At 66.3% G+C, this 25,584-nt stretch carries 26 protein-coding genes and 1 pseudogene; 14 read left to right on the forward strand and 13 right to left on the reverse strand.

Annotated elements, in window-relative coordinates; genetic code table 11:
• The 4 genes and pseudogenes from ACED67_RS17120 to ACED67_RS17135 all read left to right on the forward strand — a co-directional run.
• Positions 1-114 (forward strand): annotated as a pseudogene (locus ACED67_RS17120) (S-(hydroxymethyl)glutathione dehydrogenase); the annotation flags it as partial.
• A gap of 40 nt (positions 115-154) precedes the next feature.
• Positions 155-625 (forward strand): YbaK/EbsC family protein, encoded by a 471-nt coding sequence (locus ACED67_RS17125; protein ID WP_395542935.1) that lies wholly within the window; start codon positions 155-157, stop codon positions 623-625.
• Between the two features lie 54 nt (positions 626-679).
• Positions 680-1,438 (forward strand): NYN domain-containing protein, encoded by a 759-nt coding sequence (locus tag ACED67_RS17130; RefSeq protein ID WP_395542936.1) that lies wholly within the window; start codon positions 680-682, stop codon positions 1,436-1,438.
• A gap of 93 nt (positions 1,439-1,531) precedes the next feature.
• The gene (locus tag ACED67_RS17135; RefSeq protein WP_395542937.1) at positions 1,532-2,557 is read left to right on the forward strand and encodes an LLM class flavin-dependent oxidoreductase; all 1,026 of its coding nucleotides are present in this window, start codon (positions 1,532-1,534) and stop codon (positions 2,555-2,557) included.
• Between the two features lie 75 nt (positions 2,558-2,632).
• On the opposite strand, the gene trhO is transcribed toward ACED67_RS17135, so the two are convergent.
• Positions 2,633-3,544: an oxygen-dependent tRNA uridine(34) hydroxylase TrhO gene (gene trhO / locus ACED67_RS17140; RefSeq protein ID WP_395543145.1), complete on the reverse strand. Its 912-nt coding sequence runs from the start codon at positions 3,542-3,544 to the stop codon at positions 2,633-2,635.
• A gap of 100 nt (positions 3,545-3,644) precedes the next feature.
• Between trhO and pncA the strand changes: the two genes are divergently transcribed.
• Together pncA and pncB are read left to right on the forward strand one after the other, a co-directional pair.
• Positions 3,645-4,253 (forward strand): bifunctional nicotinamidase/pyrazinamidase, encoded by a 609-nt coding sequence (gene pncA / locus ACED67_RS17145; protein ID WP_395542938.1) that lies wholly within the window; start codon positions 3,645-3,647, stop codon positions 4,251-4,253.
• Between the two features lie 4 nt (positions 4,254-4,257).
• A complete protein-coding gene (pncB, locus tag ACED67_RS17150; RefSeq protein WP_395542939.1) occupies positions 4,258-5,550 on the forward strand; it encodes a nicotinate phosphoribosyltransferase in 1,293 nt (430 codons plus the stop codon).
• Between the two features lie 7 nt (positions 5,551-5,557).
• Here the strand turns inward: pncB and ACED67_RS17155 are convergent, their stop codons facing one another.
• The 7 genes from ACED67_RS17155 to ACED67_RS17185 form a co-directional block, all read right to left on the reverse strand.
• On the reverse strand, positions 5,558-7,036 hold the full coding sequence (locus tag ACED67_RS17155; RefSeq protein WP_395542940.1) for an inorganic phosphate transporter: 1,479 nt from the start codon (positions 7,034-7,036) through the stop codon (positions 5,558-5,560).
• Between the two features lie 108 nt (positions 7,037-7,144).
• A complete protein-coding gene (gene arfB, locus ACED67_RS17160; protein ID WP_395542941.1) occupies positions 7,145-7,567 on the reverse strand; it encodes an alternative ribosome rescue aminoacyl-tRNA hydrolase ArfB in 423 nt (140 codons plus the stop codon).
• 278 nt (positions 7,568-7,845) lie between these two features.
• Entirely contained in the window at positions 7,846-8,478 is a 633-nt protein-coding gene (locus ACED67_RS17165; RefSeq protein WP_395542942.1) for a queuosine precursor transporter, read from the reverse strand.
• Between the two features lie 109 nt (positions 8,479-8,587).
• Entirely contained in the window at positions 8,588-9,487 is a 900-nt protein-coding gene (locus ACED67_RS17170) for an esterase-like activity of phytase family protein (RefSeq protein ID WP_395542943.1), read from the reverse strand.
• Positions 9,460-10,353, reverse strand: coding sequence for a penicillin-insensitive murein endopeptidase (mepA, locus tag ACED67_RS17175; protein ID WP_395542944.1), 894 nt, complete (start codon positions 10,351-10,353; stop codon positions 9,460-9,462). Before mepA ends, ACED67_RS17170 begins: the two co-directional genes overlap by 28 nt.
• Positions 10,350-11,714 carry an MFS transporter gene (locus ACED67_RS17180; RefSeq protein WP_395542945.1) on the reverse strand — a complete coding sequence of 455 codons (1,365 nt, stop codon included), beginning with the start codon at positions 11,712-11,714 and terminating at the stop codon, positions 10,350-10,352. The genes mepA and ACED67_RS17180 overlap by 4 nt, the downstream gene beginning before the upstream one ends.
• Positions 11,715-11,888: 174 nt before the next feature.
• On the reverse strand, positions 11,889-12,419 hold the full coding sequence (locus ACED67_RS17185) for an acyl-CoA thioesterase (protein ID WP_395542946.1): 531 nt from the start codon (positions 12,417-12,419) through the stop codon (positions 11,889-11,891).
• Between the two features lie 126 nt (positions 12,420-12,545).
• Between ACED67_RS17185 and ACED67_RS17190 the strand changes: the two genes are divergently transcribed.
• The 3 genes from ACED67_RS17190 (at position 12,546) to ACED67_RS17200 (ending at position 15,565) form a co-directional block, all read left to right on the forward strand.
• Positions 12,546-12,833, forward strand: a complete 288-nt coding sequence (locus ACED67_RS17190; protein WP_395542947.1) for a YggT family protein — start codon at positions 12,546-12,548, stop codon at positions 12,831-12,833.
• Positions 12,833-14,878 carry a DNA helicase RecQ gene (recQ, locus tag ACED67_RS17195; protein WP_395542948.1) on the forward strand — a complete coding sequence of 682 codons (2,046 nt, stop codon included), beginning with the start codon at positions 12,833-12,835 and terminating at the stop codon, positions 14,876-14,878. Before ACED67_RS17190 ends, recQ begins: the two co-directional genes overlap by 1 nt.
• Before the next feature lie 81 nt (positions 14,879-14,959).
• On the forward strand, positions 14,960-15,565 hold the full coding sequence (locus ACED67_RS17200; RefSeq protein WP_395542949.1) for a dimethylsulfonioproprionate lyase family protein: 606 nt from the start codon (positions 14,960-14,962) through the stop codon (positions 15,563-15,565).
• Here ACED67_RS17200 and ACED67_RS17205 read toward each other — a convergent pair.
• Both ACED67_RS17205 and ACED67_RS17210 read right to left on the reverse strand, forming a co-directional pair.
• A complete protein-coding gene (locus ACED67_RS17205) occupies positions 15,532-15,951 on the reverse strand; it encodes a GtrA family protein (protein WP_395542950.1) in 420 nt (139 codons plus the stop codon). The two genes, ACED67_RS17200 and ACED67_RS17205, sit on opposite strands and share 34 nt — an antisense overlap.
• Positions 15,948-17,822 (reverse strand): hypothetical protein, encoded by a 1,875-nt coding sequence (locus ACED67_RS17210; RefSeq protein WP_395542951.1) that lies wholly within the window; start codon positions 17,820-17,822, stop codon positions 15,948-15,950. The genes ACED67_RS17205 and ACED67_RS17210 overlap by 4 nt, the downstream gene beginning before the upstream one ends.
• Before the next feature lie 194 nt (positions 17,823-18,016).
• On the opposite strand from ACED67_RS17210, the gene ACED67_RS17215 reads away from it, so the two are divergent.
• Positions 18,017-19,213 carry a glycosyltransferase family 2 protein gene (locus tag ACED67_RS17215; protein ID WP_395542952.1) on the forward strand — a complete coding sequence of 399 codons (1,197 nt, stop codon included), beginning with the start codon at positions 18,017-18,019 and terminating at the stop codon, positions 19,211-19,213.
• Between the two features lie 3 nt (positions 19,214-19,216).
• Here the strand turns inward: ACED67_RS17215 and gnd are convergent, their stop codons facing one another.
• Positions 19,217-20,623, reverse strand: a complete 1,407-nt coding sequence (gene gnd, locus ACED67_RS17220; RefSeq protein ID WP_395542953.1) for an NADP-dependent phosphogluconate dehydrogenase — start codon at positions 20,621-20,623, stop codon at positions 19,217-19,219.
• 108 nt (positions 20,624-20,731) lie between these two features.
• Here gnd and ACED67_RS17225 point away from each other — a divergent pair, with 108 nt between their 5' ends.
• Entirely contained in the window at positions 20,732-21,469 is a 738-nt protein-coding gene (locus ACED67_RS17225; RefSeq protein ID WP_395542954.1) for a metallophosphoesterase, read from the forward strand.
• Here the strand turns inward: ACED67_RS17225 and ACED67_RS17230 are convergent.
• Positions 21,466-21,987, reverse strand: coding sequence for a DinB family protein (locus ACED67_RS17230; protein ID WP_395542955.1), 522 nt, complete (start codon positions 21,985-21,987; stop codon positions 21,466-21,468). The genes ACED67_RS17225 and ACED67_RS17230 overlap by 4 nt on opposite strands.
• 89 nt (positions 21,988-22,076) lie before the next feature.
• On the opposite strand from ACED67_RS17230, the gene ACED67_RS17235 reads away from it, so the two are divergent.
• On the forward strand, positions 22,077-22,646 hold the full coding sequence (locus tag ACED67_RS17235; RefSeq protein WP_395542956.1) for a DUF2585 domain-containing protein: 570 nt from the start codon (positions 22,077-22,079) through the stop codon (positions 22,644-22,646).
• Here ACED67_RS17235 and ACED67_RS17240 read toward each other — a convergent pair.
• Complete coding sequence (locus tag ACED67_RS17240; protein ID WP_395542957.1) at positions 22,643-23,716, reverse strand: MFS transporter; 1,074 nt, start codon at positions 23,714-23,716, stop codon at positions 22,643-22,645. The genes ACED67_RS17235 and ACED67_RS17240 overlap by 4 nt on opposite strands.
• Before the next feature lie 161 nt (positions 23,717-23,877).
• Here ACED67_RS17240 and ACED67_RS17245 point away from each other — a divergent pair, with 161 nt between their 5' ends.
• Entirely contained in the window at positions 23,878-24,309 is a 432-nt protein-coding gene (locus ACED67_RS17245; RefSeq protein WP_395542958.1) for a MarR family winged helix-turn-helix transcriptional regulator, read from the forward strand.
• A gap of 105 nt (positions 24,310-24,414) precedes the next feature.
• Positions 24,415-25,584: a beta-ketothiolase BktB gene (gene bktB, locus ACED67_RS17250; RefSeq protein ID WP_395542959.1), complete on the forward strand. Its 1,170-nt coding sequence runs from the start codon at positions 24,415-24,417 to the stop codon at positions 25,582-25,584.

The raw sequence follows: 25,584 nt of genomic DNA on the forward strand, positions 1-25,584 counted from the left end.
GGCAAGATCGAGATCGATTCGATGATCACCCACACGCTGAAGCTCGAGGACATCAACAAGGGCTTCGACCTGATGCATGAGGGCAAGTCCATCCGCGCCGTCGTCGTGTATTAGAGACGTTTCTAGAAGGAGTGGGGGTGACCCCCGCCCGCGCATGGCATCAACCCAAGGGCTGAAATTTCTGGCGGATCAGGGCGTGGCGGTGACGCTGCATCCGTATGACTACGACCCCAATGCCGATGCGGTGGGCCTGGCCGCTGCGGCAGCCCTGGGGCTGGACCCCGCGCTGACCTTGAAGACCTTGATGGTCGAGGTGGACGGCATGCCCGGCTGCTGCGTGCTGCCGTCGGACCGGCAGTTGTCGATGAAGAAAGTGGCGGCCGGGTTCGCGGCCAAGGCGGCGGCGATGATGCCGCCCGCCAAGGCCGAGAAGCTGACAGGCTATCGCGTCGGTGGCATCTCTCCCTTCGGCCAGAAGCGTGGGGTGCCGACCCTGTTCGATGCTGCGTCGATGGGCGCGCCAAAAGTCTGGATCAATGCTGGCCAGCGCGGGCTTCTTCTGGGGATCGCCCCGACCGAGGCTTTGCGCATCCTGCGGGCCCGTGCGCTGACTCTGACCGCCTGAGCCTTTCCGATTCCGGCGGAACCTGCGAGACTGTGGGCCAGAATGGAGGCCCCGATGCCCGACACCACCCGCGCGCCGCGCCTTTGCGTGCTGATCGACGCCGACAATGTGCCCGCCGCCTATGCCGAGGCAATCTTCAAGGAAATCGCCGCGCTGGGCGAGGCCTCGGTCCGCCGCATCTATGGCGACTGGTCGGCCCTGCGGTTGAACGCCTGGGCGCGCAAGGTGGCGGCGCTGGGCATGGTGGCCGACCAGCAATTCGCTAATACCAAGGGCAAGAATGCCAGCGACATCGGCCTTGTCATCGCGGCGATGGACTTCCTGCATTCCGGGCTGTTCGACGGGTTCGTGCTGGTCAGTTCCGACAGCGATTTCACCCGCCTGGCCGCGCGCATCCGCGAGCAGGGGCTGGATGTCTATGGCATCGGCGAGAAGAAGACGCCCGAGGCCTTCCGCATGGCCTGCAAGCGCTTCATCTATGTCGAGAACCTTGGCGCTGCTACCGACGAGCCGCGCCCGGATAAGACCACCCGCGACATGCCCGACCCCGAACCCAGCGAACCCGGTCCCCGGGCGAACACGAAAGAGGCGCCGACCGGGGCGATCCCGCTGATCGCTGCCGCCATGCGCGCCATCGACCCGGAAGGCGAATGGTATTCCCTGGGCCAGATCGGCCAGTTCATCACCCAGGCCAATCCCGATTTCGACACCCGCACCTATGGCAGCGCGAAACTGTCAGACCTGATCCGCAAGCTGCCCCGCTTCGAGGTGCGCCAGGACGGCACCCAGCTTGTCGCCCGCGACAAGGCCTGATCCCACCCTGCGCCGCCGCGCAGAACCCCTCTCGGAATCGGCGTTTGCCTGTGCGCGCCGCACCCCTATCTTGGCGTCGAACAGGAGGCGACCATGACCCTATCCCTTGGCCTTGATACATTCGGCGATGTGACCCATGGCGCCGACGGCGCGCCCCAGCCGCAGGATCAGGTCCTGCGCGATGTGGTGGAACAGGCCGTTCTGGCCGATCAGGTGGGCGTCGATTTCATCGGCCTGGGCGAGCATCACCGCCCCGATTTCGCGATTTCCGCCCCGGAAATCGTGCTCGCCACCATCGCGGGCCGCACCAGCCGCATCCGTCTTGGCACTGCCGTCACCGTCCTGTCGACCGACGATCCCGTGCGCGTCTTCCAGCGGTTTTCCACCCTCAACGCCCTGTCGAATGGCCGGGCCGAGGTGATTCTGGGCCGCGGCTCCTTTACCGAAAGCTACCCGCTCTTCGGCTATGAGCTGGAAGCCTATGAACAGTTGTTCGAGGAGAAGCTGGATCTCTTCGCCCGCCTTGTGCGCGACGAGACCGTCACCTGGTCGGGTGAAACCCGCACGGGCCTGATCGACCAGCGCGTCTATCCGCCACTAGGCCCCGAGGGTCTGACCGTCTGGGTGGGCGTCGGGGGCAGCCCGGAATCGGTGGTGCGCGTGGTGCGGCAGGATCTGCAACTGATGCTGGCGATCATCGGTGGCGATGCCCGCCGCTTCCTGCCCTATATCGATCTTTACAAACGCGCCTGCGCGCAACTCGGCCGCAAGGAAAAGCCTGTCGGCGTGCATTCCCCCGGCTTCGTGGCCGAAACGGACGAACAGGCGCGCGAGATCGCCTTCCCGGCCCACGCCGAGATGTTCGGCCGCATCGGCCGCGAACGCGGCTGGCCGCCAGTGACCAAAGAGCGCTTTCTTGATGAGGTCGAGAATGGCGCGCTCTATGTCGGCAGCCCCGAGACGGTCGCCCGCAAGATCGCGGCCACGGTGCGCGACCTGGGCCTCGACCGTTTCGACATGAAATACACCACCGGCCCGATCCCGCATGCGGCGCAGCTGGAATGTATCCGGCTGTATGGCGAAAAGGTCATTCCGCGGGTGCGGGACCTGCTGGCCTAGGGCTTGCCCCCGGCCCCGGGGGTTTCCCCCCCCCGGCCCCCGGAGTTATCTTCACCAAGATGAAGCGGCGCGGGCTTACTGCGGCCCCTGACTCAGATGGCTTTCGCCCCTTGCGGCGGCAAGTTGCATCTGGCGCTGCCGTTCGCGGAACCGGGCGCGATCGGCCTGGGAATATTCGCCCGCGCAGGCAGCGCAGCAGACGCCTTCTTCATAATCGGGATGGGTGCGGCCTTCCGGCGTGACCGGACGGCGGCAGGCGCCGCAGCTTGAATTCCGGCCGGGCGTCAGGCCGTGGCCGACCGAGACGCGCCCGTCGAAGACATAGCATTCGCCCTGCCACATCGACTGCTCGACGGGCACGTCCTCGAGATATTTCAGGATGCCGCCCTTGAGATGGAAGACATCCTCGACCCCTTGCGAGAGCAGGAAATTGGTCGATTTCTCGCAGCGGATGCCGCCGGTGCAGAACATGGCGATGCGCTTGCCGGCGAAACGGTCACGGTTGGCCGCCCACCAGGCGGGAAAGTCGCGGAAGGCGCGGGTCTGCGGGTCTACCGCACCCTGGAACGTGCCCAGCGACACTTCGTAATCGTTGCGCGTGTCGATCACCGCCACATCCGGCGCGGCGATCAGGGCGTTCCAGTCTTTCGCCTGAACGTAGCGCCCCACGGCGGCGCGGGGATCGACGCCCGCGACGCCCATCGTCACGATCTCGCGCTTGAGCTTGACCTTCATCCGTCCGAAGGGCTGGGCCGCATCGTAGGACGTCTTCCACTCCAGCGCCTCAAAGCCCGGCCAGGCGCGCAGATGGCCGATCACCGCGGCGATCCCGTCAGCGGGGCCGGCAATCGTGCCATTCAGCCCTTCCTGTGCAAGAAGGAGAGAGCCCTTCACCCCCTGCGCCAGACACAGATCCAGCAGCGGCGCGCGCCGGGCGGCCGGATCGGGCAGGGGGGAGAAATGGTAGAGCGCGGCGACGGTCAGCATGGCCGGGTGAATGACGCCGATCCTGCGGGATTTCAAGCGCTTCGCTTGACGCCCCCCGGGCCGGGACTTACGCAAGGGTATCCGGGACAGGAGAAAGCCGATGCGCAACCCCACCGAGGCGCTGATCGTGATCGACGTGCAGAATGATTTCTGCCCGGGCGGCGCGCTGGCCGTGCAGGGCGGCGATCAGATCATCCCCGCAATCAATGCGCTGATGGATGATTTCCCCTGTGTGGTGCTGACCCAGGACTGGCATCCGAAGGACCACGCCTCCTTCGCCGCCAATCACAAGGGCGCCGAACCCTTCTCGGTCACCGAGATGCCCTATGGCATGCAGGTCCTCTGGCCCACCCATTGCGTCATCGGCAGCAAGGGCGCCGATTTCCACAAGGATCTGCGCAGCGATCCCGCGCATCTGGTGATCCGCAAAGGCTTTCGCCCGCAGATCGACAGCTATTCGGCCTTCTTCGAGAATGACCGTACCACCCCGACCGGGCTGGAGGGCTATCTGCGCGCCCGCGGCATCACCACGCTGACCTTTGTCGGATTGGCCACCGATTACTGCGTGGCCTATTCAGCGATGGATGCGGTGCGGCTGGGCTTTGATGCGGTGGTGCTGCGCAGCGCCAGCCGGGCGATCGACCTAAATGGCAGCCTGATCGAGGCCGAAACTGCGATGATCGACGCCGGCGTCGTGCTGGAGGGCTGATCCGATGGTCGATATCGCCACCCGCGTGCACAACCACAATTGGAAGATCGATCCGATCGTCCGGTCGCTGATCGACACTGACTTTTACAAGCTGTTGATGTGCCAGTCGATCTTCCGCAACAAGCCGGACACGAATGTCACCTTCAGCCTGATCAACCGCACGAAATCGGTGCGGCTCGCCGATCTGATCGACGAGGGAGAGTTGCGCGAACAGCTTGACCATGTCCGGTCGCTGTCGCTTAAACGCGGCGAAAGCACCTGGCTGCGCGGCAATACCTTCTACGGCAAGCGCCAGATGTTCCGTTCGGATTTCATGGAATGGTTCGAGGCCCTGCGCCTGCCCGCCTATCATCTGGAAAAGCGCGACGGGCAATATGAGCTGACCTTCGAAGGCAAATGGCCCGAGGTCATGCTCTGGGAAATTCCGGCGCTGGCCGTGCTGATGGAGCTGCGCTCGCGCGCGGTCTTGCACGACATGGGCAAGTTCGAATTGCAGGTGCTTTACGCCCGCGCCATGACCCGGGTCTGGGAAAAGCTGGAACGCCTGCGCCAGATCCCGGATTTGAAGCTGGCCGATTTCGGCACGCGGCGGCGGCACAGCTACCTGTGGCAGGACTGGTGCGTGCAGGCGCTGATGGAGGGGCTGGGGACGAAATTCACCGGCACGTCCAACTGCCTGATCGCGATGAAGCGTGACATCGAGGCGATTGGCACCAATGCGCATGAACTGCCCATGGTCTATTCGGCCCTGGCCAACTCCGATGCCGAACTGGCGCAGGCGCCGTATCAGGTTCTGGCCGACTGGCATGAGGAACATGACGGCAATCTGCGCGTCATCTTGCCCGATACATACGGAACCGAAGGCTTCCTGAAGCGCGCGCCCGACTGGCTGGCAAGCTGGACCGGCATCCGCATCGACAGCGGCGATCCGGCGGCGGCGACCGAAATCGCCATCAAATGGTGGAAAGAGCGCGGCGAAGACCCGACGAAGAAGCTGGTGATCTTTTCGGACGGGCTGGATGTCGCGGAAATCGAGCGCCTCTACGCCCAGTTCCACGGCCGCGTCCGCGTGTCCTTTGGCTGGGGCACCATGCTGACCAACGATTTCCGCGGCCTCGTGCCCGGCGATGCGCTGGCGCCTTTCTCGCTCGTCTGCAAGGCGGTGTCGGCCAATGGACGGCCCACGGTCAAACTGTCGGACAACCCGAACAAGGCGATGGGCCCCGCGACCGAGATCGCGCGCTACAAGCGCGTCTTCGGCGTGGGCAAGCAGGTGGCCGAAGAGCTTCTGGTCTGAAGCGGTCCTAGAAGGCCGCGTTCATCGCCAGGAACAGCAGGGCGGAAAGGCCGGCAGACACCGGCACCGTCACCACCCAGGCCGCGCCGATGCCCAGGACATGCGCCCGCCGGACCAGTTTGCGACGGCGGCGTTCCTCGGCGGTGAGCGGCTTGCCCTTTTGCAGCTTCAACTGCCGCGCCCGCCGTTCGGCATGCCATTCGCGGTAGAAGCCCACACCGAACACGGCCCCCACGGCGATATGCGTGGACGAGACCGGCAGCCCCAGCCAGGACGCCACGATCACCGTGATCGAGGCCGAAAGCGCGACGCAGAAGGCACGCATTTGGTTCAGCTTGGTGATTTCCTGCCCGACCATGCGGATCAGCTTTGGTCCGAACAGCAGCAGGCCAAACGAGATTCCGGCCGCCCCGATCATCATCACCCAAAGCGGGATCGTCACCTTTTCCGCCGTGCCCGCATCCTGTACGGCATGGACGATGGCGGCCAGAGGGCCGACCGCATTGGCCACGTCATTCGCGCCATGGGCAAAGGACAGAAGGGCCGCCGAGATGATCAGCGGCACGCTGAAAAGCTTCTTGAGCGACCGCTTGCGGTTCTCCATCCCTGCCGACTGGCGGCGCACCACGGGGCGCATCGCGAAAGTCACCGCCAGGCCGACGATCAGGCCCAGCAGCATGGCCTGGCCAAGGCTGACCTCGAACAGCTTCTTCAGCCCCTTCAGAGACAGATAGGCGGCGAAGGCCCCGGCCATCACGCCGACCAGCACCGGCACCCAGCGCCGCGCTGCGCCAAGCTTGTCCGGCACGTCGTTGATATAGGCCTTGATGAAGGCCAGGAACAACGCCGCGATTGCGCCGCCCAGCAGCGGCGAGATCACCCAGGACGCCGCGATCTGGCCCATTGTCGGCCAGTTCACGGCCGAGAAGCCTGCGGCAACGATGCCGGCCCCCATGACGCCGCCGACGATGGAATGGGTGGTGGAAACCGGCGCGCCCAGCCAGGTCGCAAGGTTCAGCCACAGCGCCGAGGCGATCAGCGCCGCCATCATCGCCCAGATGAACGTGTTCGGATCGGCCACTGCCTCGGGCGCGACGATCCCGCCCGAGATGGTGGTGACCACATCACCGCCCGCGATCAGCGCGCCCGCCGTCTCGAAAACGGCGGCGATGACCAGCGCGCCCCCCATCGACAGGGCGTTCGCCCCCACTGCCGGGCCCATATTGTTTGCCACGTCATTGGCGCCGATGTTCAGCGCCATATAGGCACCGAAGACGGCAGCGGCGACGATGATCGCCGTGCCGCTGCCCTGCCCGGTCAGCCCCAGCGCGGCCAGGCCGCAGATCAGGATGAAGACAAGGGAAATGCCGATGGCAACCGTGGGTTTCGAGATGGCCGCCGCCGCCTGTTCCAGAAGGACGATGCGGTCAAGGTCCTTGTCCAGCGTCTTCCAGCGGTTGATCGGCCCGGTCGGTTGGTCGGTCATGGCATGCCTGTCGCTAAACTGTCGCCGCTTCGTCACCAAAGCGTCATGTCCCGCGCTGGCTAGCCTGTCATCCGCCCCGACGCAAACGATTCCCCCCCGCAGAACGGGCTATTCGCCGTCGTCCACCTTGCCGCGCAGCGCCTTGACCTCGCCGCGCACCGCTTTGGCGACCAGCCTGCGTTTCTGGCTGCCGAGCGTCGGCTTGGTGGCGATCCGCCGCTTGGGCGCGACCAGCGCCGCACGGATCAATTCGACCAGCCGCTCGCGCGCGATCTCGCGGTTGCGGGCCTGGCTGCGCGTCTCGTCGACCTGTAACACCAGCGCGCCTTCCTGGGTCCAGCGCCGCCCCGCCAGTCGCTTCAACCGCGCCTTCACCGGCGCGGGCAGATGCGGAGAGCGTTCCGCCTCAAAGCGCAATTCGACGGCGGTGGAGACCTTGTTCACATTCTGCCCGCCCGGCCCCGAGGCACGCATGAAGCTTTCGGTCAGCTCCCAGTCGGCAAGGGCGATGGTTTCGGTCACATGCAGCATGGCGGGCAGGTTCGCATCGGCGCGGCCTGTTCACAAGCCCTTGCGCCACAAGAGAAAGGGCCGCCCTTTGGGCGACCCTTTCCGAGTTCCAAGGAGATGGGCCAGTTAGGGAAAGGCCCAATCGGTGGTCTGTTTCACCAGGGGGCTGCCCCTAGAAAACACTCCTCCCGACTGTCCGGACACCTCTCTCCAATATCACTCTAGACACTGGATCACCTCCTTTCAAAAGATTGCCGATAAGGCGAGCGTGACACAGATTTTGTGTTCGTCAACAAAAATCACGCAACCCTTGCGACGAGTTTTCCAACGATGATGCGAAAAGGAACAAGCGCGATCACGGCGAGCGCAATCTTCACGCACCAGTCCGCCGTGGCGAGCGAAATCCACAGCGGTACGACCGGACCCTGACCCAGCAGCGGCACCGCTTCGGTTGCCCAGGATGTGTCATTGCCCGGCTCGAGAAAGGTCAGGAAGCCCGCGAAGGCGGTGGTGAAGAACAGGCAGGTGTCCAGTGTCGCGCCCACCAGTGTCGAGACGAAAGGCGCGCGCCACCAGCTTCCATCGCGCAGCCGGTTGAAGACATGCACATCCATCAGCTGTGCCACAAGGAAGGCCAGGCCCGAGCCCAGCGCGATACGCAGGGTCACGGCCGGATAGTCATAGCCATCGCCGTGCAACATGATCTGCGTGCCGATGAGCGAGCAGATTACCCCCACGACAAAGCCCGCGATCACCACGATGCGGGCGGCGCGGGCACCTTGCAGGCGGTTGGTCAGGTCGGTGACCAGAAAGGCGAAAGGATAGGTGAAGGCACCCCAGGTCAGCCACTGACCGTAAAGGAACTGCACAAGGATGTTCGAGGCCACGACGATGATGGCCATGGCAAGGATGCCAGGGAGAAGACGGGTCATTGATCGGTTCCGTTTTGACAAGGTAGCGGACACTTGGCCCCGTTCGTCAGGGGACGGCGCGCTTTAGCGGCAGCGTGGCAACAGGTCAACGGCTTCCTTGGCCCAAGGGTTACTGGGGCAGCCGGTATTCGACGATCTCCGTCCGTAGCAGGAAGCTGAAATTGTCATCTGACACCATGGTCAGCCGGATCGCGCCCGCGCCGTCGCGCCACACCGCAAGCCCTTCCAGATTGTCATGCAGGCCGGGAGGGGTTTCCAGAACGGTCTGGACCTCTGGCGCACCCCCCGGTTCGGGGATGTAAAGCGCGCGCACGCGGCTGGCAAATCCGCCCAGTCCCAGAAATCGGCGCTCAAGGATGTACAGCCGTCCGTCCGGCCCGAAATCCGCGCCAACCGGCAGGAAATTGCCCTCGCGGGGCAGCCGGAAGATCTGGATCCACTTGCTGCCGTCAAAGCGCAGCACAGGAAAGGGGAGGGTCTGGCTGTCGGTGGTCTCGGGCAGGGTATAGAGGCGACCCTGATCGTCAATCGCCAGCGCCTCGAGCGATCCGTTGAACGGGAACTGCGCGAAAGAACGATGCAGGGGCAGGTCGATTCCGGGCCCGTCCAGCCGTTCATACCGCATCACCCGTGTCTCGGCCTCGAAGGACACATAGGCTGTGCCATCTGCCGCGATGGCCAGACCTTCGCTGTCCATGCGCGGCCATTTCAGGGGCCGTCCCTTTGGGCCTTTCAAAGGCCCCATCTGCCCCTGTCCGATCTCGGTGATCTTGCCTTCCGCATCCCGTGTGATCTTCGCGGTCAGCCAGTTGGCGCTGTCGGAAATCGCGGTCAGGTTCAAGCCGTCACCGGAAAGTTCAAGGCCAGACAGGCCACCGAAGCGGCGGTCGTCCATGCGCCAGCGATAGGCCGAGATGAAGCCCACCGGTTCTTGCGGCGACGCAGCCCCCTGCAAGCCGCAGAGCAGCGCGAAAAGCGCGGTCAGTCCGAGGCGAGCACGGATTTGCATTGGCCCGGCAGGTCCGCCATCGTGTATTCGCGGGGCCCCTTCTTGCGCGGCGCATCAGGGTCTTTCGGTTTGCCGCTGCCCTTGGGCGGGTTCAGGTAATCGGTCACCCACCACATCAACGTATCATCGCAGCCATTGCCACCCTTGGACAGCTCGGCCACCGTGGGGGTCTGCGTCTCGCACAGGCGTGAGCCCTTGGGGCATTTCAGCCGCACATGGAAATGGGTGTCATGCCCGGCCACGGGGCGCAGCTTCTGCAACCATTTCTTGTCGCTGTTCTTGGCGGTCTTGCAGATTTCGATCTTGATCGCCGCCGCCACGAAGATCCGGTCCACCCGCGGATCGCTGGCCGCCACTTTCAGCAGCGCCCGCGCCTTAGGCCCCCAGCTCTTGGTGACCGAAAGCTGGTCGGCGGACCGCATCGGGATGGACGAGATATTCTCGCGCTCCTTCACGCTCAGGTTCAGCCGCTTGGGCGCCAGCCACCAGATATCGGCATCCAAGCCGATTTGATGGCTGGCATGTCCGCTGGTCATCGGCCCGCCGCGCGGCTGGCTGATATCGCCAATATACAGGCCCTTGCCCCAGCCCAGCGCCTTGGCCTCTTGCGACAGGTCGACCAGGAATTGCACCATCACGGGCTGCCCGTAATGGCGGTTGCGCGACAGCCGCATCGCCTGCCAGGTCGGCCCGGTCTCGGGCAGCTCCATCAGCCCCGCCGCGCAGCCCCGGGCATAGGATCCGATCGGCATCGCATCCTGCCGGCTGGGCGCCTGCGCCGCCCCGAACAGCTTGTTGGCCAGCGTCTCGGCCATGGCGGGGGCGGGCAACAGAAGGGCAGCGCAAAAGAGGGCGCGGAAGATCATCTTGCGGTCTCGCCTTTGGGATGGACCCAGACTAGCAGGACAAGCCCCAGAAGGAAGAGCCCGATCAGCGGCGCGATGCCGATGCGCGCCGAGCCGCTTGCCAGCGTCGCCAGCGTGATCAGCCCGGGGGCCAGGAAGGCCGTGGCCTTGCCCGACATGCCGTAAAGCCCGAAGCCGCTAGCCGCCGTCTCGGGCGTGACGTGATAGACCATCAGCGTCCGGCTGGCCGCCTGCACCGTGCCGCCCGCCGCCCCGATCACCGCGCCGCAGATGTAGAAAATCACGTTCGGCAGGGCCGAGCCGGGGGCGAAAGCCATGCCGTAGAACTGATCCGGCGTCAGCCCGACCATCACCACGATCACCGCCGTCAAGGCCAGGATCGACCAGACGATCACCGCCTTCGGCCCATAGCGCGCGTCGAACCGCCCGCCCAGCCAGGAAAACACCGCCGCCGTGATGGCGGCCAGGATGCCGAAGATGCCGCTCTGCACCACCGACCAGCCCATGACGTTCGAGGCATAGGCCCCGCCCAGGCCGTAGACCGCGTTCAGCGAGTCCCGATACAGCATCGAGGACAGCAGGAATGCCGCCAGGCTGCGCCGCGCCCGCAGCGCCTTGATCGACTGCCACAGCCCGCGCAGCGATTGCGCCACATTCTGCCGCGCCCCGCGCAGCACCGGCTCGCGCACCCACAGGAAGAAGGGGATCATGAAGACCGCATACCAGATCGCGGTGAACGGCCCGACCGACCGCGTCCCCTCGCGCGCGGCGGCATCCAGCCCGAACAGCGGCGACAGGCCGATGAAGGTCTTTCCGGTCGCGCCATCCTCGGCGAAGAACAACAGAACGATGAACAGCGCCAGAACGCCGCCGGCATAGCCGAAGGCAAAGCCCGTGCCGGAGATTTTGCCCATCTCGTCCTGCCCGGTCAGGTCGGGCATCAGCGCATTGGTGAAATTCGTCGCCATCTCCATGCCGATGAAGCCCAGCGAGAACCAGAAGACCGGCCAGAACAGGCCCGGCACTTGCGGAAAGGTCCACCACAGCATCCAGGCCCCGGCGAAATACATCACCGAGAAGATCCAGATCCACAGCAACCGCCGCCCCGACCCATCGGCGATGGCGCCCAGGATGGGCGACAGGACGGCGATCAATAGGCCGGTGACGGTCTGGCCCGTGGTCCAATAGGCCTGCGAATGGGCGGCGGCGGTTTCGGCATCGGCGCCCCCGGCGGCGAAATAGCCACGCGCCACCTCGGCGAAATAGGGACCGAAGATGAAGGTCAGAAGAAGCGTGTTGTAGGGCTGGCTGGCCCAGTCAAAGAAGTACCAGCCCCAGATGCGTTTCTTTGCGCTGACCATTGCCCGCCCCATCTGCCCGCCCCGTCTTTGGCGCGGAGTGAACCCCGAAACCCGGCGACAGGCAACCCGCCTTGGCCGCGCCCAAAGGCGTCCTCGCCCCTTCTTCTGTTCTCAAATATCCCGCGGGGGTCCGGGGGCGCGAAGCCCCCGGGAGGCGGCCAGCAGGCCCCCCCGTTACCGAACAGGCGGCCAGGGCCGCTCGGCATCGGCCGCGATCCAGGCCTGCACCCAGCCGGGCAGGGCGGGGCTTTCCGGCGGCAAGCCCATGGCCTGCACCAGCTCGGCGGGCGGCAATATGCCGGTCCGCCCCCGCGTCGCCGCCATGCGGATCAGCGCCTGCGAGGCACAGTCGCCGCCGCGCCACATGCTTTGTTCGAAATAGACGAAGCGCGCATCCCAGCCCAGCATCCGCGTCTTCATGGTGAAGGCCTGGAAGGCGGTGATCCGCTTGCGATAGCGCACCGAAACCCCCGCCACCGCCATGCCCCAGCCCCGCGCCTTGACCACCTGATTGACCCCGGTGCGATAGCCAAAGGGCAGGCGGCCCAGGTCATAGAGCGTCAGGGTGCGCCCGTTGTTCAGCTCCAGGAACGGGTCGATGTCCCAGGGCCAGCAGCGATGGGTGCTGACATGGGTGTCGAAAGCGCCAAGCGTGGTCTTGCGGAACTTCCACAATTCCTTGGCCATGCGGAACCAGGGATACATGCGCCTCTCCTTTGCGCCTTGGCTGCAATCTTGCGCAATGAAGGTCAAGCGTGACCCTGCGTAGGGATTGCCCTTGGACCGGCCCCGCGCTACCTCAGGTCAATTGCCATACAGACCGGGGGACCCATGCAGTCGCTGTTCCAGATCCTGATGCTGATCCTGAACATCATCTACTATGTGATCCTCGTGCATGTGATCATGTCCTGGCTGATCAACTTCCAGGTCCTGAACCTGCGCCAGCCGCTGGTCGCCCAGATTTGGTACGGGCTGAACCGCGTGCTCGACCCGATCTACAGCCGCGTCCGCCGCATCCTGCCCGCGATGAGCGGCATCGATTTCGCTCCTCTTGTCGTGCTGATCGTCGTCATCGCCCTGCGCATCATCCTTGCCAACAACGTGGCCTATTTCCTCTGATGTCCACGCCGCAGGCGCTTCTGGCCCGGGTCTTCGGATTCCCGGGGTTCCGGCCGGGGCAGGAAGAGATCGTCGCCTCGGTTACCGCCGGAACGAATACCCTTGCCATCATGCCCACCGGCGGCGGCAAGTCGCTGTGCTTCCAGCTTCCCGCCCTGTGCCGTCAGGGCGTCACGGTTGTCATCAGCCCCCTGATCGCGCTGATGCGCGACCAGGTTCGCGCGCTGCGGGCAGCCGGGGTCGAGGCCGGGGCGCTGACCTCGGGCAATACCGATCAGGAGACCGAAGAGGTCTTTTCGGCGCTGGATGACGGGCGACTGAAACTTCTCTACATCGCGCCCGAACGGCTGGCTGCTGCCGCCACGCTGCCGATGCTGCGCCGCATCGGCGTGTCGCTGATCGCGGTGGACGAGGCGCATTGCGTCTCGCAATGGGGCCATGATTTCCGCCCCGATTACCTGCGCATCGGCGCCCTGCGCCGCATGCTGGACGTGCCGCTCGCCGCCTTCACCGCCACGGCGGATGAGGAGACGCGGGCCGAGATCGTCACCCGCCTGTTTGACGGCAGCGTGCCTGCCACTTTCCTGCGCGGCTTTGACCGGCCCAACATCCACCTCGCCTTCGCCGCCAAGGATGCCCCGCGCGAGCAGATCCTGCGCTTCGCCGCTGCCCGCAAGGGCCAGTCGGGCATCGTCTATTGCGGCACAAGGTCAAAGACCGAGGTTCTGGCCCAGGCCCTCTGCGCGGCGGGCCACCACGCGCTGGCCTATCATGCGGGGCTTGACCCCGATCAGCGCCGCGAGGTGGAAACCCGCTTCCAGCGCGATGACGGGCTGATCGTGGTGGCGACGGTCGCCTTTGGCATGGGCATCGACAAGCCTGACATCCGCTGGGTCGCCCATGCCGACCTGCCCAAATCGATCGAAGGTTATTACCAGGAAATCGGCCGCGCCGGGCGCGATGGCAGCCCCGCCGAAACGCTCACCCTGTTCGGCGCCGATGACATCCGCTTCCGCCGCCAGCAGATCGACGAAAGTGCCGCGCCCATCGAACGCAAGCAGGCCGACCATGGCCGCTTGAACGCGCTTCTGGGGCTGGCCGAGGCCATTTCCTGCCGCCGACAGGTCCTTCTGCGCTATTTCGGCGAAACGCCCGAGCCTTGCGGCAATTGCGACCTCTGCGACCGACCGGCCGAAGTCTTTGACGCCACCGATGCCGTGCGCAAGGCGCTGTCGGCGGCGCTGCGCACCGATGAAAGCTTCGGCAAGGGCCATCTGATTGACATCCTTGTCGGCAATGCCACCGAAAAGGTCCGTGACCGTCGCCATGACACCCTGCCAACCTTCGGCGTCGGGCGCGACTTTTCCAAGGGGCAATGGGATGCGGTCTTCCGCCAGATGATGGGGCGTGACCTGCTGCGTCCCGATCCCGAACGCCATGGCGCCCTGCGCATGACCGAAGCCGCCCTCCCGGTGCTGCGCGGCGAGGTGCAGGTGGTGCTGCGCAAGGATGCCATGCAGGCCACGGGCAAGACACCTCTGAAGACTCTGGTCTCGGAAGAGGACGCGCCGCTTCTGTCGGCGCTCAAGGCCAAGCGCCGCGCCTTGGCCGAGGCCGCCGCTGTGCCCGCCTATGTCATCTTCGCCGACCGCACCCTGATCGAGATGGCCGAGAAGCGGCCGCAGACCTTGGACCAGATGGCGGGGATCACCGGTGTGGGCGCGAAGAAGCTGGAAAGCTACGGGCGTGAGTTCCTCTCGGTCATCCTGGGCGCCAGCGCGCCCGAACTCCACCCCGCCCGACGCGCATTGGCGGGCCGGGCCGAGGGCGCGGTCTATGACCGTCTGGCTGAAGCGCAACTGGCCCTGCAACGCGGGCCGGAGGGAATCGACAAGCCGCTCTCCTGCACCCAATCCACCCTGCGCCAGATCGCCGAGCGCCGCCCGCGCAGCCTGGCCGAATTGCAGCGCGTTCAGGGTATGGATGCGCAAAAGGCCGACCGGTTCGGTGCGGTCTTCCTGGCCATTCTGGCCGAGGCGGGCTGATCGGGCCGCGACCGGCCCTTCGCCCCCTTTCCTTTTGTGCCGCGCTGCGAAATTCTGCGGCGAAACGAATGGGGGGGCGATATGCGCGATCAGGCGATGGACCGGCTGCTGGCGGCGCTGGCCGACCTTTATGGGACCGAGGGGCGGGCCGAAGCGATCCGCACGGCCACCCTTTTGCGCGGCGGGCTGGGCGGCGATCTCTGGGCGGCCCAGCCCGCCCCTGGCTTTGGCGCGGCCTTGGTGGCGCTGGCGGGGGCAGAGGGCGCGCATCCCCTGGCCGCCCTGGTCGCGGCGGCGCTGCCCGTCCTGCCCTGGGGAACCAATCCCGCGGATGGCAGGATGAGCGCGGATGCCGCCAAAGCCACCGCCTCGGCCACGCTTCTGGGACCGACAGACCCGATCCGCTGCGACAATCTGCTTCTGGGGCTGTTCTGGCAGAGGCCCGATACCTATTACGCCCTGCACAACCATGATGCTGACGAGACCTATGTGATCCTTGCGGGCGGGGCAGAGTGGCAGGCAGGCGAGGACAAGCGCTGGCGCGGGCCAGGCGAGATGATCCACCACCCCTCGCTGATGCCCCATGCCTTCCGCGCCGGGCCGCAGGGATTGCTGGCGGCCTGGCGCTGGTCGGGCGACGTGAATTTCCAGTCCTACAAGATGTTGCCTGACCCCGAAGCCGGGTGATCGCGGAAGACGAGCAGGTGGTTCAGCGCATAGCTGGTGATGGCGGCAAGGGCCGAGGCGGCAAGGTAAAGCCCGGTGTCGAGCAGCATATCGCGGGTCACGAACAGCGCGCCCGCTGCTGAGACGATGGTCAGGCTTATCCCCTGCGTCAGCGCGTAAAGGCCCAGCGCGCCACGGCGCGGGGCGCGGGCGCGGAAGGTGAAGCGGCAGTGGCACCAGAAGACCGGCGGGATGAAGGCCAGCCAGACCAGCGCCGAGGTCAGCGCGGGCGGCAGCGGCAGGCGCGAAACCAGCGCCGCCGTCACCAGCGCATAGGCCAGGGCCGCCGTGCCTCCGACGATCAGAAAGCGGAAAAGGCCCCCGGCATGGTCGCCCTTCTTGCTCATTGTGTGACCTGGGCGGCGGCTTCGCCTTCCGGCGTGGCAGGCAGGGTGGCGAGGTCGGGCTTGTCGACCTTCAGAAGCAGGACCTCCTGCGCGTTGCCTTGTGGCGCGGACAGCCAGGCCGGCAGATCGCCCGCAAGAAGCTCTGCGCCAAAGCGGCCGCTTCCGCCGCCCGCGCGGCAGACCATGACGTAATCTGCGCCGGTCTTGCGCAGCATGCGGATCATGCCCTCCGCGCGCTGGAAGGGGATCACCCCGGCGACGAAGGCATCGCCGCTGCGGTGATACCCCGCCGAGGTCGCGCCAAAGGGGGTATAGGCAAGGATCATCGAGCCGAAATTCAGCTCGCTCAGGATAATCGAGCCGGTCGGCAGCTGCGACGACAGCGCGGCCAGTTGATCGCGCACGCCCTGGGTGCGGCAGGAACCGGAAAGGGGTTGCCAGGCATCGGGGTCGTTCGGCTCGGTCGAGCCTTTGTCGGGAAGCCAGCCGGTTGCCAGTATGCCGAAGGCAAGCGGAACCTGCGGCACGGCGATGAACAGGACGGCAAGAAGCGCCGAAAGCGCCGCCGTGCGGCTGCGGCCGCCGCTGAAAAGCGCGGCGATGCGCCACAGGACGAAGCCCGCGAGGAAGGGAATGGCCGGGGCCGAAACGGCCAGCGCGCGGATTTGCACCATGCTGATCACAAGGCCGGTCACCGAGATCGCCAGAAGGATGGTCAGCGCCTGACGCTGAGCTGCGGTCAGCGCGCGGCGGGACGACCAGCCCAGCGCTGCCGCCAGAAGCGTGACCGCTATGGCCGGGGTCATCAGCGCGTTGACACCGAAGGGCAGGATCTGGAACGAGCGCCAGGCGGGCTGTGCCTCGGCGATGCGTTCCTCGATGATGCGGCGGGCCTCTTCCGGCATCGCGCCATAGGGGCCGTTCAGGCAGGCGGCGGTCAGCGGGGCAGAGAGCCAGAGGCCGATCCCGGCAATGGCGGCCATGATCGCGAAAAGCGCGAGGGGCGAGGAGATGCGGCGGGCGGCGGCCACGCCCGCCAGCGAGGCCGCGATGCCGGCCGCGATCACGGCCAGAAGCGGTGGGGCAAGCTCGTCGCACCAGGGCAAAAGCCATTCGGCGGGCGCGGTCTGCCCGATCATCAGCAGGGGCGCCGAGAGGCCGAGCGAGAGCGAGAAGCCGGTCAGCCAGGGTGCGCTGCCCGGTGTGCCGAAAGCAAGGCGCAGCGCGGCAAGGCCCCAGAGCAGGAAGAGCATCGGCAGCATTTCCAGCCCGACGGCAAGGGCGAAGGCGGTGGCCGCGCCGGCCAGCGCCCCCATCAGCGCAGCGCCGCGGCGCAGATCGCGCGGCGGCACGATGGCCAGGGCCAGCGCGATGGTCGAGAACAGGACCTGGACATTGTGATGGTCAAGATTGCCGGGACCGAACTTGCCCGGGCCGATCTTGGCCCAGAACACCGCCATCAGCCCGGCGCCGATCGCCGCCGCAGGCCCGAGCAGCCGGTTGCCGCCCCAGGCGACCACGACGCAAAGCGCGACAAGAAGAAGCGAGGGCCAGAGCACCTGGGTCAGCATCTCGGCCGTGGCCATGGGAAAGATCCAGGACAGCGGCACCAGAAGGGCGGCGATGCCCGCATCGACATAGCGCGACCAGTGCATCGACACGCCGCCGGGCGGCAGCAGCCGGTGCTGCATCAGATCCGCCCAGCCCTGTCCGCCCAGCCAGTCGCGTACCTCGACCAGACGCATCAGATTGTCCGAGAAGCCGGAATTCAGTTTGTCGAGCGAGTTCACCGCCTGCGCCGCCACGAGGATGCACAGAAGAAGAACGATATGGGCGAGGCGCGGGGTGGCACCGGAAATTTTCAGCTTCACGTCGTTTCCGCCTTCGTATCAAATCGTCACCAATTGCTGGATAGCGCTAAGGGTGGAAACGGTCAGGATCATGACAATTTCGCGCATCTTCCGGGGCCATGCGGGGCTTGCGCCGCCAAACCTTCCCGCTTCCGCCCCAATTCCGGCCCAATCCGCCGGAAGAGTGCAGCGAAAGAGTTTCCGGGGGGTTTCCCATGACCGAGTTGACGATTCTGATGCCCTGCCTCAACGAGGCCGAGACGCTGGCCGCCTGCATCGTGAAGGCGCGCGGCTATCTGGAACGCTCGGGCGTGTCGGGGGAGATCGTCATCGCCGACAATGGCTCGACCGATGGCAGCCAGGCGATTGCCGAGGGGCTGGGCGCCCGCGTCGTGCCCGTGCCGCGCCGCGGTTACGGTGCGGCGCTGATCGCCGGGATCGAGGCCGCCGAGGGCCGCTATGTCATCATGGGCGACAGCGATGACAGCTATGATTTCTCGCGGCTCGACGGTTTTGTCGAGGCGCTGCGCGGCGGCGCCGATCTGGTGATGGGCAACCGCTTCAAGGGCGGGATCGCGAAGGGCGCCATGCCGCCTTTGCACCGCTATCTGGGCAATCCGGTTCTGTCGACCATCGGCCGGGTGCTGTATCGTACGCCGGTGGGCGATTTCCATTGCGGGTTGCGCGGCTTTTCCCGCGCCTCGGTGCTGCGGCTGGGCCTCTCCTCGCCGGGGATGGAGTTTGCCTCGGAAATGGTGATCAAGGCCTCGCTGGCGGGGCTGCGCATTGAAGAAGTGCCGACGACGCTGTCGCCCGACGGCCGGTCGCGTCCGCCGCATCTGCGCAGCTTCCCCGATGGCTGGCGCCATCTGAAACTGCTGCTGACCTTTGCCCCGTTCAGCCTGTTCCTGTTGCCGGGTCTGGTGCTTCTGGCCACCGGCGGCGCGGGCTTTGCCGCGCTGATGTTCGGGCCTTTGACGCTTGGTGGCGTGACCTTCGACATCGGCGCGGTGATCCTGGCCGCCATGGCGGCGCTGACAGGCGCGCAGATGGTGTGGTTCCATGTGCTGGCGCGGACCTTCGCGGTGCGCTTCGGCCTTCTGCCCACCTCCGAGCGCTACGAGCGGCTGCAGGGCCGCCTGTCGGTGGACCGCGCCTGTCAGGCTGGCGGCGTTCTGTTCCTGCTGGGCCTTGGCGTGGCGGCGGCAAGCCTGACCTATTGGGGCCTGCATGACTTTGGCGATCTGAATCCCTCAATCATCGCGCGATCGACCTCGCTGGCGGCGGTTCTGGCGGCGCTGGGCGCGCAGGCGGTGGCCAATGGCTTCCTCTGGGGCCTGCTGAACCAGAACCTCACCGCGAAACCCGCGCCCGAGGCTGCGCTGCGCCCGGCCTATGCGCTGGCGCGCTAGGGGCTACGCCCCCTGCCCGGCCCAGGGGCCATGCGGCAGGGGTTTTCCATCCAGACGCTGAAAGCCATGGGCGCCGAAATAGTCGCGCTGGCCCTGGATCATGTTCGCTGTGCCGCGCGCGGTGCGCATGGTGTCGAACCAGGCGAGACCCGCTGACAAAGCCGGCAGGGCATGACCCCGCAGCGCGGCTTCGGCCACCACGCGGCGCAGGGCGCCGTGATGCTGGCGCAGCAGATCCGCAAAGGCCGGGGCGAAGATCAGGTTGCGCGCCGGATCGTCGGTCAGGGCCTGGGCCATGTCATCCAGCATGGCCGAGCGGATGATGCAGCCCGCCCGCCAGACCTTGGCGCATTCCGGCAGCGGCACGCCCCAGCCATAGCTTTCAGAGGCGGCCGCCAGCATGGTGAAGCCCTGCGCGTAGCACAGGATCTTGCCTGCGATCAGGGCCCCTTCGATGTCCTCGAGCGGTAAGGACAAGGGCTGCGGTCCGGCACCGAAGGCCGCCTGCCCCGCCGCACGCTCCTCGCGCCGGGCCGAGATGTTGCGCGCGGCCACCGCCGCCTCGATCACCGGGATGGGGGCGGCCAGATGCTGCGCCTCGATGGCGGTCCACCGGCCGGTGCCCTTCTGTCCCGCCGCATCGACGATGACATCCAGCATGGCTGTGCCGGTTTCCGGGTCTGTCGCGGCGGCGACCGCGGCGGAAATCTCGATCAGATAGGATTTGAGGATGCCGCCGTTCCAGCGGGCGAAGACCGGGGCGATCTGCGCGGCGGTAAGGCCAAGCCCGTCGCGCATCAAACCATAGGCCTCGGCGATCATCTGCATGTCGGCATATTCGATGCCGTTATGCACGGTCTTGACGAAATGCCCGGCCCCGCGCGGCCCCATCCAAGTGGCGCAGGGCGCGCCCTGATGCCGGGCGGCGATACTCTCCAGCACCGGGGCCACGCGGTCCCAGGCGGCGCGTGGCCCGCCGCCCATGATCGAGGGGCCATGGCGCGCGCCTTCCTCTCCCCCGGAAACGCCCATGCCAAGGAAAGCCTCGCCCGCCGCTTCGGCCGCGGCCGCCCGGCGCTCGGTGTCGTGGAAATTGGCATTGCCCGCATCGATGATCAGGTCTTCAGGGGCAAGAAGCGGTCGCAGGGCGGCAATCTGGTCATCGACCACCGGGCCCGCCGGAACCATCAGGATGATGGCGCGGGGCGGCGCAAGCGCGGCAACCAGATCGGCCAGCGACTCGGTCGGAACGATCTGGGGGGCCAGCGCGCCCGCGCCCGCGTGGAACTCGCGCGTGACCTGCGAGGTACGGTTCCAAACGGCGATGCGGTGGCCCTTTTCCGCGATGTTCAGGGCCAGCGCCGCGCCCATTGTGCCAAGGCCGATCAATCCGATGCGGGCTAGGGTCATCATGGGCCTCCTGTCTGTGATGTTTGCGCTGACATAGCACTCGGGCCGCGCCATCGGAACCGCTGCATTGCCCTTGTCACGCCTTTGGCACCGGGCTAGGCAGGCGGCATGCACATTTACGCCATTGGCGATATTCACGGCCATCTTGACCTGCTGGAAGCCGCCCATGCCCGGATCGCGGCGGATGCGGCGGTGCATGGCCCCGCCACGGTGGTGCATGTCGGCGATCTGGTGGATCGCGGGCCGGACAGCCGGGGCGTGATCGACCATCTGATGCGCGGGATTGCGCGCGGCGAAGACTGGGTGGTGCTCAAGGGCAATCACGACCGCATGTTCAGCCGCTTCCTGCGCGCGCCTGACGAGCCCGAGCCGGGATTGCGGCCCGATCTGTCCTGGCTGCATCCGCGTCTGGGCGGGGCCGAGACGCTGGCCTCCTACGGGGTGCGCAGCGCGGGCGACCGTCCGGTGAAGGCGGTGCATGACGAGGCGCTGGAGAAGGTGTCGCAGGCCCATCGCGATTTTCTGGCGGCAAGTCCGACCTGGCACCGCATCGGCGCGACAGTGTTCGTCCATGCGGGCATCCGCCCCGGCTTTGCGATGGAAAAGCAGACCGAGACCGACCTTGTGTGGATCCGCCAGCCCTTTCTTGAGGATACGCGCGACCATGGATTTCTGGTCGTCCACGGCCATACCGCCATTCCCGCCCCGCATCACCATGGCAACCGGGTGAACATCGACAGTTCCGCCGCCTATGGCGGGCCGCTGACGGCAGTGGCGATCGAGGGGCGCGATGTGTTTCACCTGACCGAAGCCGGGCGCGTGCCGCTGTTGCCCGACCCGGGTTAAGCGCCGCGCCAATGGGTCGCCCGGGGAACCCGCCCGAAGGCGAGATGGAAATCGTCAAGCTGTGGCGGGGCGATTCCGAGGTGGTGCAGCTGCACATGGGCCTGGCCGCGATGGTGGACCTGATGCTGGAAGAGATGCAGCAGCAGACCGTCCACCCGTTCGGGCACCCGGTCGTCGCGCCGGATCGTGTCGATGCTCGCGGCAAGTCGTGCCGGGTCGAGACCGCGGCAGAGGCCGATCAGCCGCAGATCCTCGGCCTGTTGCGCCGCGGCAAGGGTGGTGGGGTCGGTCAGGTCGGGCTGTTCCAGCATCGCATAGGGCAAGGGGCGGCCTTGCAGCGCGGCAAGGTAATAGCGGTCCACCGTCAGGATATGGTTCAGGGTTTGCGCCAGCGATGGGAAGAAGCCCACATTCGGCGCGGTAAAGCCGCCAGGCGGCAGCCCGGCAAGGGCTGCGTGCAGCGTCTCGTTCGCCCAGGCATTGTTCTGCGCCATCCGCAGGAAGGCGGTTTCCGTCATGCTCTCTCCTGTCGCGCGGGTCAGGGCTTCCGCACCTGCCCGTCATTTCGCTTTACCAAATCCCTCACGCGTGATTCCGTGCGGCCATGATGACCCATGCCCGCCGCGCCTGGCTGCCCTATCTTGTGACTGCGCTGGTCATCGCCGCCGCGGCGGTCTGGCTCTGGGCCGATGGCCGGGTGCTGATCTGCAAATGCGGCACGGTGAAACTGTGGCATGGCGCGGTCGTCAGCTCGGAAAACAGCCAGCATATTGCCGATTGGTACACGCCCAGCCATATCATCCACGGCTTCCTGTTCTTTGGTGCACTGTGGCTGGTGGCGCGGCGGCTTTCGCTGGGATGGCGGCTGGCGATCGCCACGCTGGTCGAAAGCGCCTGGGAACTGGTCGAGAACTCGGATGCCGTGATCGAGCGCTATCGGTCGGTCACGATCAGCCTGGATTACTTTGGCGATTCGGTGATCAATTCGGTCAGCGACATTCTGGCCATGGTTCTGGGCTTCTGGCTGGCGGCGCGCCTGCCGGTCTGGGCTACGGTCGTGATCGCCCTGGCCTTCGAGGCGACCACGATCTGGCTGATCCGCGACGGGCTGGCGCTGAATGTGCTGATGCTCTTGTGGCCGATCCCCGAAGTTGCGGCCTGGCAGGCCGGACGCTAAGGGGCCGCGCCCGCAGGGCGCAGCATCGGGCGCAGGGTCACAAGGCCCGCGAGCGCCGCCACTCCGGCCAGACCGGCCACCAGCCAGAAAAAACCCCTGTCCCCCAGCCGCGCCATCAGGGGCGACAGGATCAGCGGCAGGAAGATGCCGCCCACCAGCCCGGCGCCGATGATCGTTGGCGGCACGCGCGGATCGGCGCCCATATGCTGGCTGGCCGTCACGAAATAGCTGGGGAAGAACACACCCGCCGAGGCCCCCATGGCGACGAAGGCCCAGGCCGCTGAGACCGTGGCACCCAGAAGCGCAAAGCATGAGACGGCGCAGATCGCCGCCAGAAAGAGCATGAAGCTGGGCACCAGATGGGCGGTGAAGGTCAGCACGATCCGGGCGGCCAGGAAGACCACGAAGAAGATCGAAAGAAATTCTGCCGCGTGCGTCTCGCTCTCGCCCGCCGCGATCAGTGCGGTGGGGCCAAGGCCGATCAGGCTCGCCTCGATGCCGATGGCGGCGGCGCCAAAGGCCAGAATGGGCAGGCGGGGGCGAAAGCCGCGCGCGCTGCCGGGGGCGGGGGCAGGGGCCGCGCCGCCCGACCCGGGCAGGAACCAGATCGCCAGGGCAAGACCGGCAGTGACCAGGAAGGCCAGGCGCGGATCCTGGCCGAAGCGCACGAAGGCGAGGGGCGCAAGAATCGCGCCGATGCCGAAACAGGCGTTCAGGAGGCTCAGCATCGAGGCGCCGCGCGGCCCGAAGGCCGCAAGGACGCGCGGATTGAAGACGGCGGTGGCCATGGCATAGCCAGTGCCAAAGACGAAAGCAGAGGCAAGCGTCGCCCACCAGCCTGCCAGACTGGCCAATCCTGCTGCCCCCATGGCCATGATCGCCAGGGCGTGGCGCGGCGAGATGCGGCCGCCAAAGGCGAACATCGCCGCGATGCCCAGCGCGCATCCCGTCCAATGCGCCGAGATGAGAAGGCCGGTCTCGGCCTGCGGCACCCCAAACATGCGCCCGAAAACCGGCAATGTGGGCCCATAGAGCGACTGACCGACCCCCATCATGGCGAAACAGGCCACTCCGGCGATCAATAACCCCCGTCGGGCCTGCGGCAAATCGCTCAATTCGGTCTCCTGATATTCTGTTGCCGGATGTGCCGTCTGCTTGCGGGAAATGCGTCTCAGCGCTTGCAGCTGCTGGGCTTTCGTGCAGTCATTGGTTTCGTGGTGGGGTGCCTGGAATGAAATACGAGTCTTTTGAGCTTAATGGTTTTCTGCCGTATCAGCTTTCGGTCATGTCTGAAAGGATACGCAAGGAGCTAACAAGCCGTTTCGTGTCCGAGTTCCAGCTTTCGATCCCGGAATGGCGCGTCTTGGCGCAATTGTGGGGACGCGAAGGCATATCGGTTCGCGAATTGCATGCGGCGGTTGCAATGGATAAGTCCAAGGTCAGCCGGGCGGCGAGCCGGCTTGAAAGCGCCGGGCTGGTCGAAAAGCGCGAGAATGCCGATGATCGAAGGCTTCTGCAAATCCGTCTGACGCAAAGTGGCAATGCGTTGGCTGTACGGCTTTTCCCGATCGCCCATGCCTTCGAGAGCGAGCTTGCCGATCGTCTGGGTGAGGATGCGCCGGCTTTCCGCCGCGCCATTGAGCGATTGATGGCCTGGGAATGACGCTGCGGTGCAGGGCGGCCTGACGGCTTGCGCCGCGCGCCGTGAAAGCCAAGACTGTCTCCTGATCCTGCGGCACCGCCGCAGCACGAACAGGAGATTCCACCCATGACCGATATCTACATTCTCTCGGCCGCCCGCACGGCAATTGGCGGCTTTGGCGGGGCGCTTGCGGCGCTGCCGCCGATCGAAACTGCGACCGTCGCCGCCAAAGCGGCGCTGGCCCGCGCGGGCGTCGAGGGCGGACAGATCGGCACGGTGGTCTTTGGTCATGTCATCAACACCGAACCCCGCGACATGTATCTGTCCCGGGTCGCCGCGATGCAGGCGGGCGTGCCGGAAACCGCCCCGGCAATGAACGTGAACCGGCTCTGTGGTTCGGGTGCGCAAGCGATCGTCTCGGCGGCGCAAGCCTTGATGCTGGGCGATGCCGATCTCGCGCTGGCGGGCGGGGCGGAAAGCATGAGCCGCTCGCCCTATGCGCTGACCAATGCGCGTTGGGGGCAGAAGATGGGGGACACCAAGGCGTTGGACATGATGACCGGCGCGCTGACCTGCCCCTTCGGCACCGGCCATATGGGGGTGACGGCGGAAAACGTGGCGGCGCGCGACGGGATCACCCGCGCGACCCAGGATGAATTCGCGCTGGAAAGCCAGCGCCGGGCGGCGGCGGCGATCGCCGAGGGGCGTTTTGCCGAGCAGATCGTGCCGGTCGAGATCGCCAGCCGCAAGGGGCCGGTCAGTTTCGCGCTGGACGAGCATCCCAAGGCCACCACCGCCGAAGGCCTCGCGGGTCTGCGCCCGGCCTTCCAGAAGGACGGTACCGTCACGGCCGGCAATGCCAGCGGGCTGAACGATGGCGCGGCGGCGCTGGTTCTGGCGCGCGGCGATGCGCTGGGCGGGCTCAAACCGCGGGCGCGGATCATGGGCTATGCCGTGGCGGGGGTGGACCCGAAGGTGATGGGCATCGGGCCGATCCCGGCGGTGCAGGCCCTGTGCCGCAAGCTGGGCGTGACGCCGCAGTCTTTTGACCTGGTGGAATCGAACGAGGCATTCGCGGCCCAGGCGCTGGCGGTGACGCGGGCGCTCGATCTGGACCCGGCCAGGGTCAACCCCAATGGCGGCGCGATTGCGCTGGGCCATCCGGTGGGCGCGACCGGGGCCATCCTCACCACCAAGGCGCTCTATGAGCTGGAGCGGACAGGGGGGAAAACGGCGCTGGTCACGATGTGCATCGGCGGCGGTCAGGGCATTGCCCTGGCGATCGAAAGGGTCTGA

It is taken from the genome of Neotabrizicola paludis, from assembly GCF_044142105.1.
Classification (GTDB): domain Bacteria; phylum Pseudomonadota; class Alphaproteobacteria; order Rhodobacterales; family Rhodobacteraceae; genus Pseudogemmobacter.

Bases quoted from the DNA above. Each gene is read 5' to 3' on its own strand.
- ACED67_RS17170 (WP_395542943.1), bottom strand. From the start codon at position 9,487: ATGCAAATCCGTGCTCGCCTCGGACTGACCGCGCTTTTCGCGCTGCTC.
- ACED67_RS17215 (WP_395542952.1), top strand. From the start codon at position 18,017: ATGACCGAGTTGACGATTCTGATGCCCTGCCTCAACGAGGCCGAGACG.
- arfB (WP_395542941.1), bottom strand. From the start codon at position 7,567: ATGCTGCATGTGACCGAAACCATCGCCCTTGCCGACTGGGAGCTGACC.
- ACED67_RS17125 (WP_395542935.1), top strand. From the start codon at position 155: ATGGCATCAACCCAAGGGCTGAAATTTCTGGCGGATCAGGGCGTGGCG.
- ACED67_RS17205 (WP_395542950.1), bottom strand. From the start codon at position 15,951: ATGAGCAAGAAGGGCGACCATGCCGGGGGCCTTTTCCGCTTTCTGATC.
- ACED67_RS17180 (WP_395542945.1), bottom strand. From the start codon at position 11,714: ATGGTCAGCGCAAAGAAACGCATCTGGGGCTGGTACTTCTTTGACTGG.
- ACED67_RS17235 (WP_395542956.1), top strand. From the start codon at position 22,077: ATGACCCATGCCCGCCGCGCCTGGCTGCCCTATCTTGTGACTGCGCTG.
- gnd (WP_395542953.1), bottom strand. From the start codon at position 20,623: ATGACCCTAGCCCGCATCGGATTGATCGGCCTTGGCACAATGGGCGCG.
- ACED67_RS17155 (WP_395542940.1), bottom strand. From the start codon at position 7,036: ATGACCGACCAACCGACCGGGCCGATCAACCGCTGGAAGACGCTGGAC.
- ACED67_RS17225 (WP_395542954.1), top strand. From the start codon at position 20,732: ATGCACATTTACGCCATTGGCGATATTCACGGCCATCTTGACCTGCTG.
- bktB (WP_395542959.1), top strand. From the start codon at position 24,415: ATGACCGATATCTACATTCTCTCGGCCGCCCGCACGGCAATTGGCGGC.
- ACED67_RS17165 (WP_395542942.1), bottom strand. From the start codon at position 8,478: ATGACCCGTCTTCTCCCTGGCATCCTTGCCATGGCCATCATCGTCGTG.
- recQ (WP_395542948.1), top strand. From the start codon at position 12,833: ATGTCCACGCCGCAGGCGCTTCTGGCCCGGGTCTTCGGATTCCCGGGG.
- pncA (WP_395542938.1), top strand. From the start codon at position 3,645: ATGCGCAACCCCACCGAGGCGCTGATCGTGATCGACGTGCAGAATGAT.
- trhO (WP_395543145.1), bottom strand. From the start codon at position 3,544: ATGCTGACCGTCGCCGCGCTCTACCATTTCTCCCCCCTGCCCGATCCG.
- mepA (WP_395542944.1), bottom strand. From the start codon at position 10,353: ATGATCTTCCGCGCCCTCTTTTGCGCTGCCCTTCTGTTGCCCGCCCCC.
- pncB (WP_395542939.1), top strand. From the start codon at position 4,258: ATGGTCGATATCGCCACCCGCGTGCACAACCACAATTGGAAGATCGAT.
- ACED67_RS17230 (WP_395542955.1), bottom strand. From the start codon at position 21,987: ATGACGGAAACCGCCTTCCTGCGGATGGCGCAGAACAATGCCTGGGCG.
- ACED67_RS17185 (WP_395542946.1), bottom strand. From the start codon at position 12,419: ATGTATCCCTGGTTCCGCATGGCCAAGGAATTGTGGAAGTTCCGCAAG.
- ACED67_RS17200 (WP_395542949.1), top strand. From the start codon at position 14,960: ATGCGCGATCAGGCGATGGACCGGCTGCTGGCGGCGCTGGCCGACCTT.
- ACED67_RS17245 (WP_395542958.1), top strand. From the start codon at position 23,878: ATGAAATACGAGTCTTTTGAGCTTAATGGTTTTCTGCCGTATCAGCTT.
- ACED67_RS17130 (WP_395542936.1), top strand. From the start codon at position 680: ATGCCCGACACCACCCGCGCGCCGCGCCTTTGCGTGCTGATCGACGCC.
- ACED67_RS17135 (WP_395542937.1), top strand. From the start codon at position 1,532: ATGACCCTATCCCTTGGCCTTGATACATTCGGCGATGTGACCCATGGC.
- ACED67_RS17190 (WP_395542947.1), top strand. From the start codon at position 12,546: ATGCAGTCGCTGTTCCAGATCCTGATGCTGATCCTGAACATCATCTAC.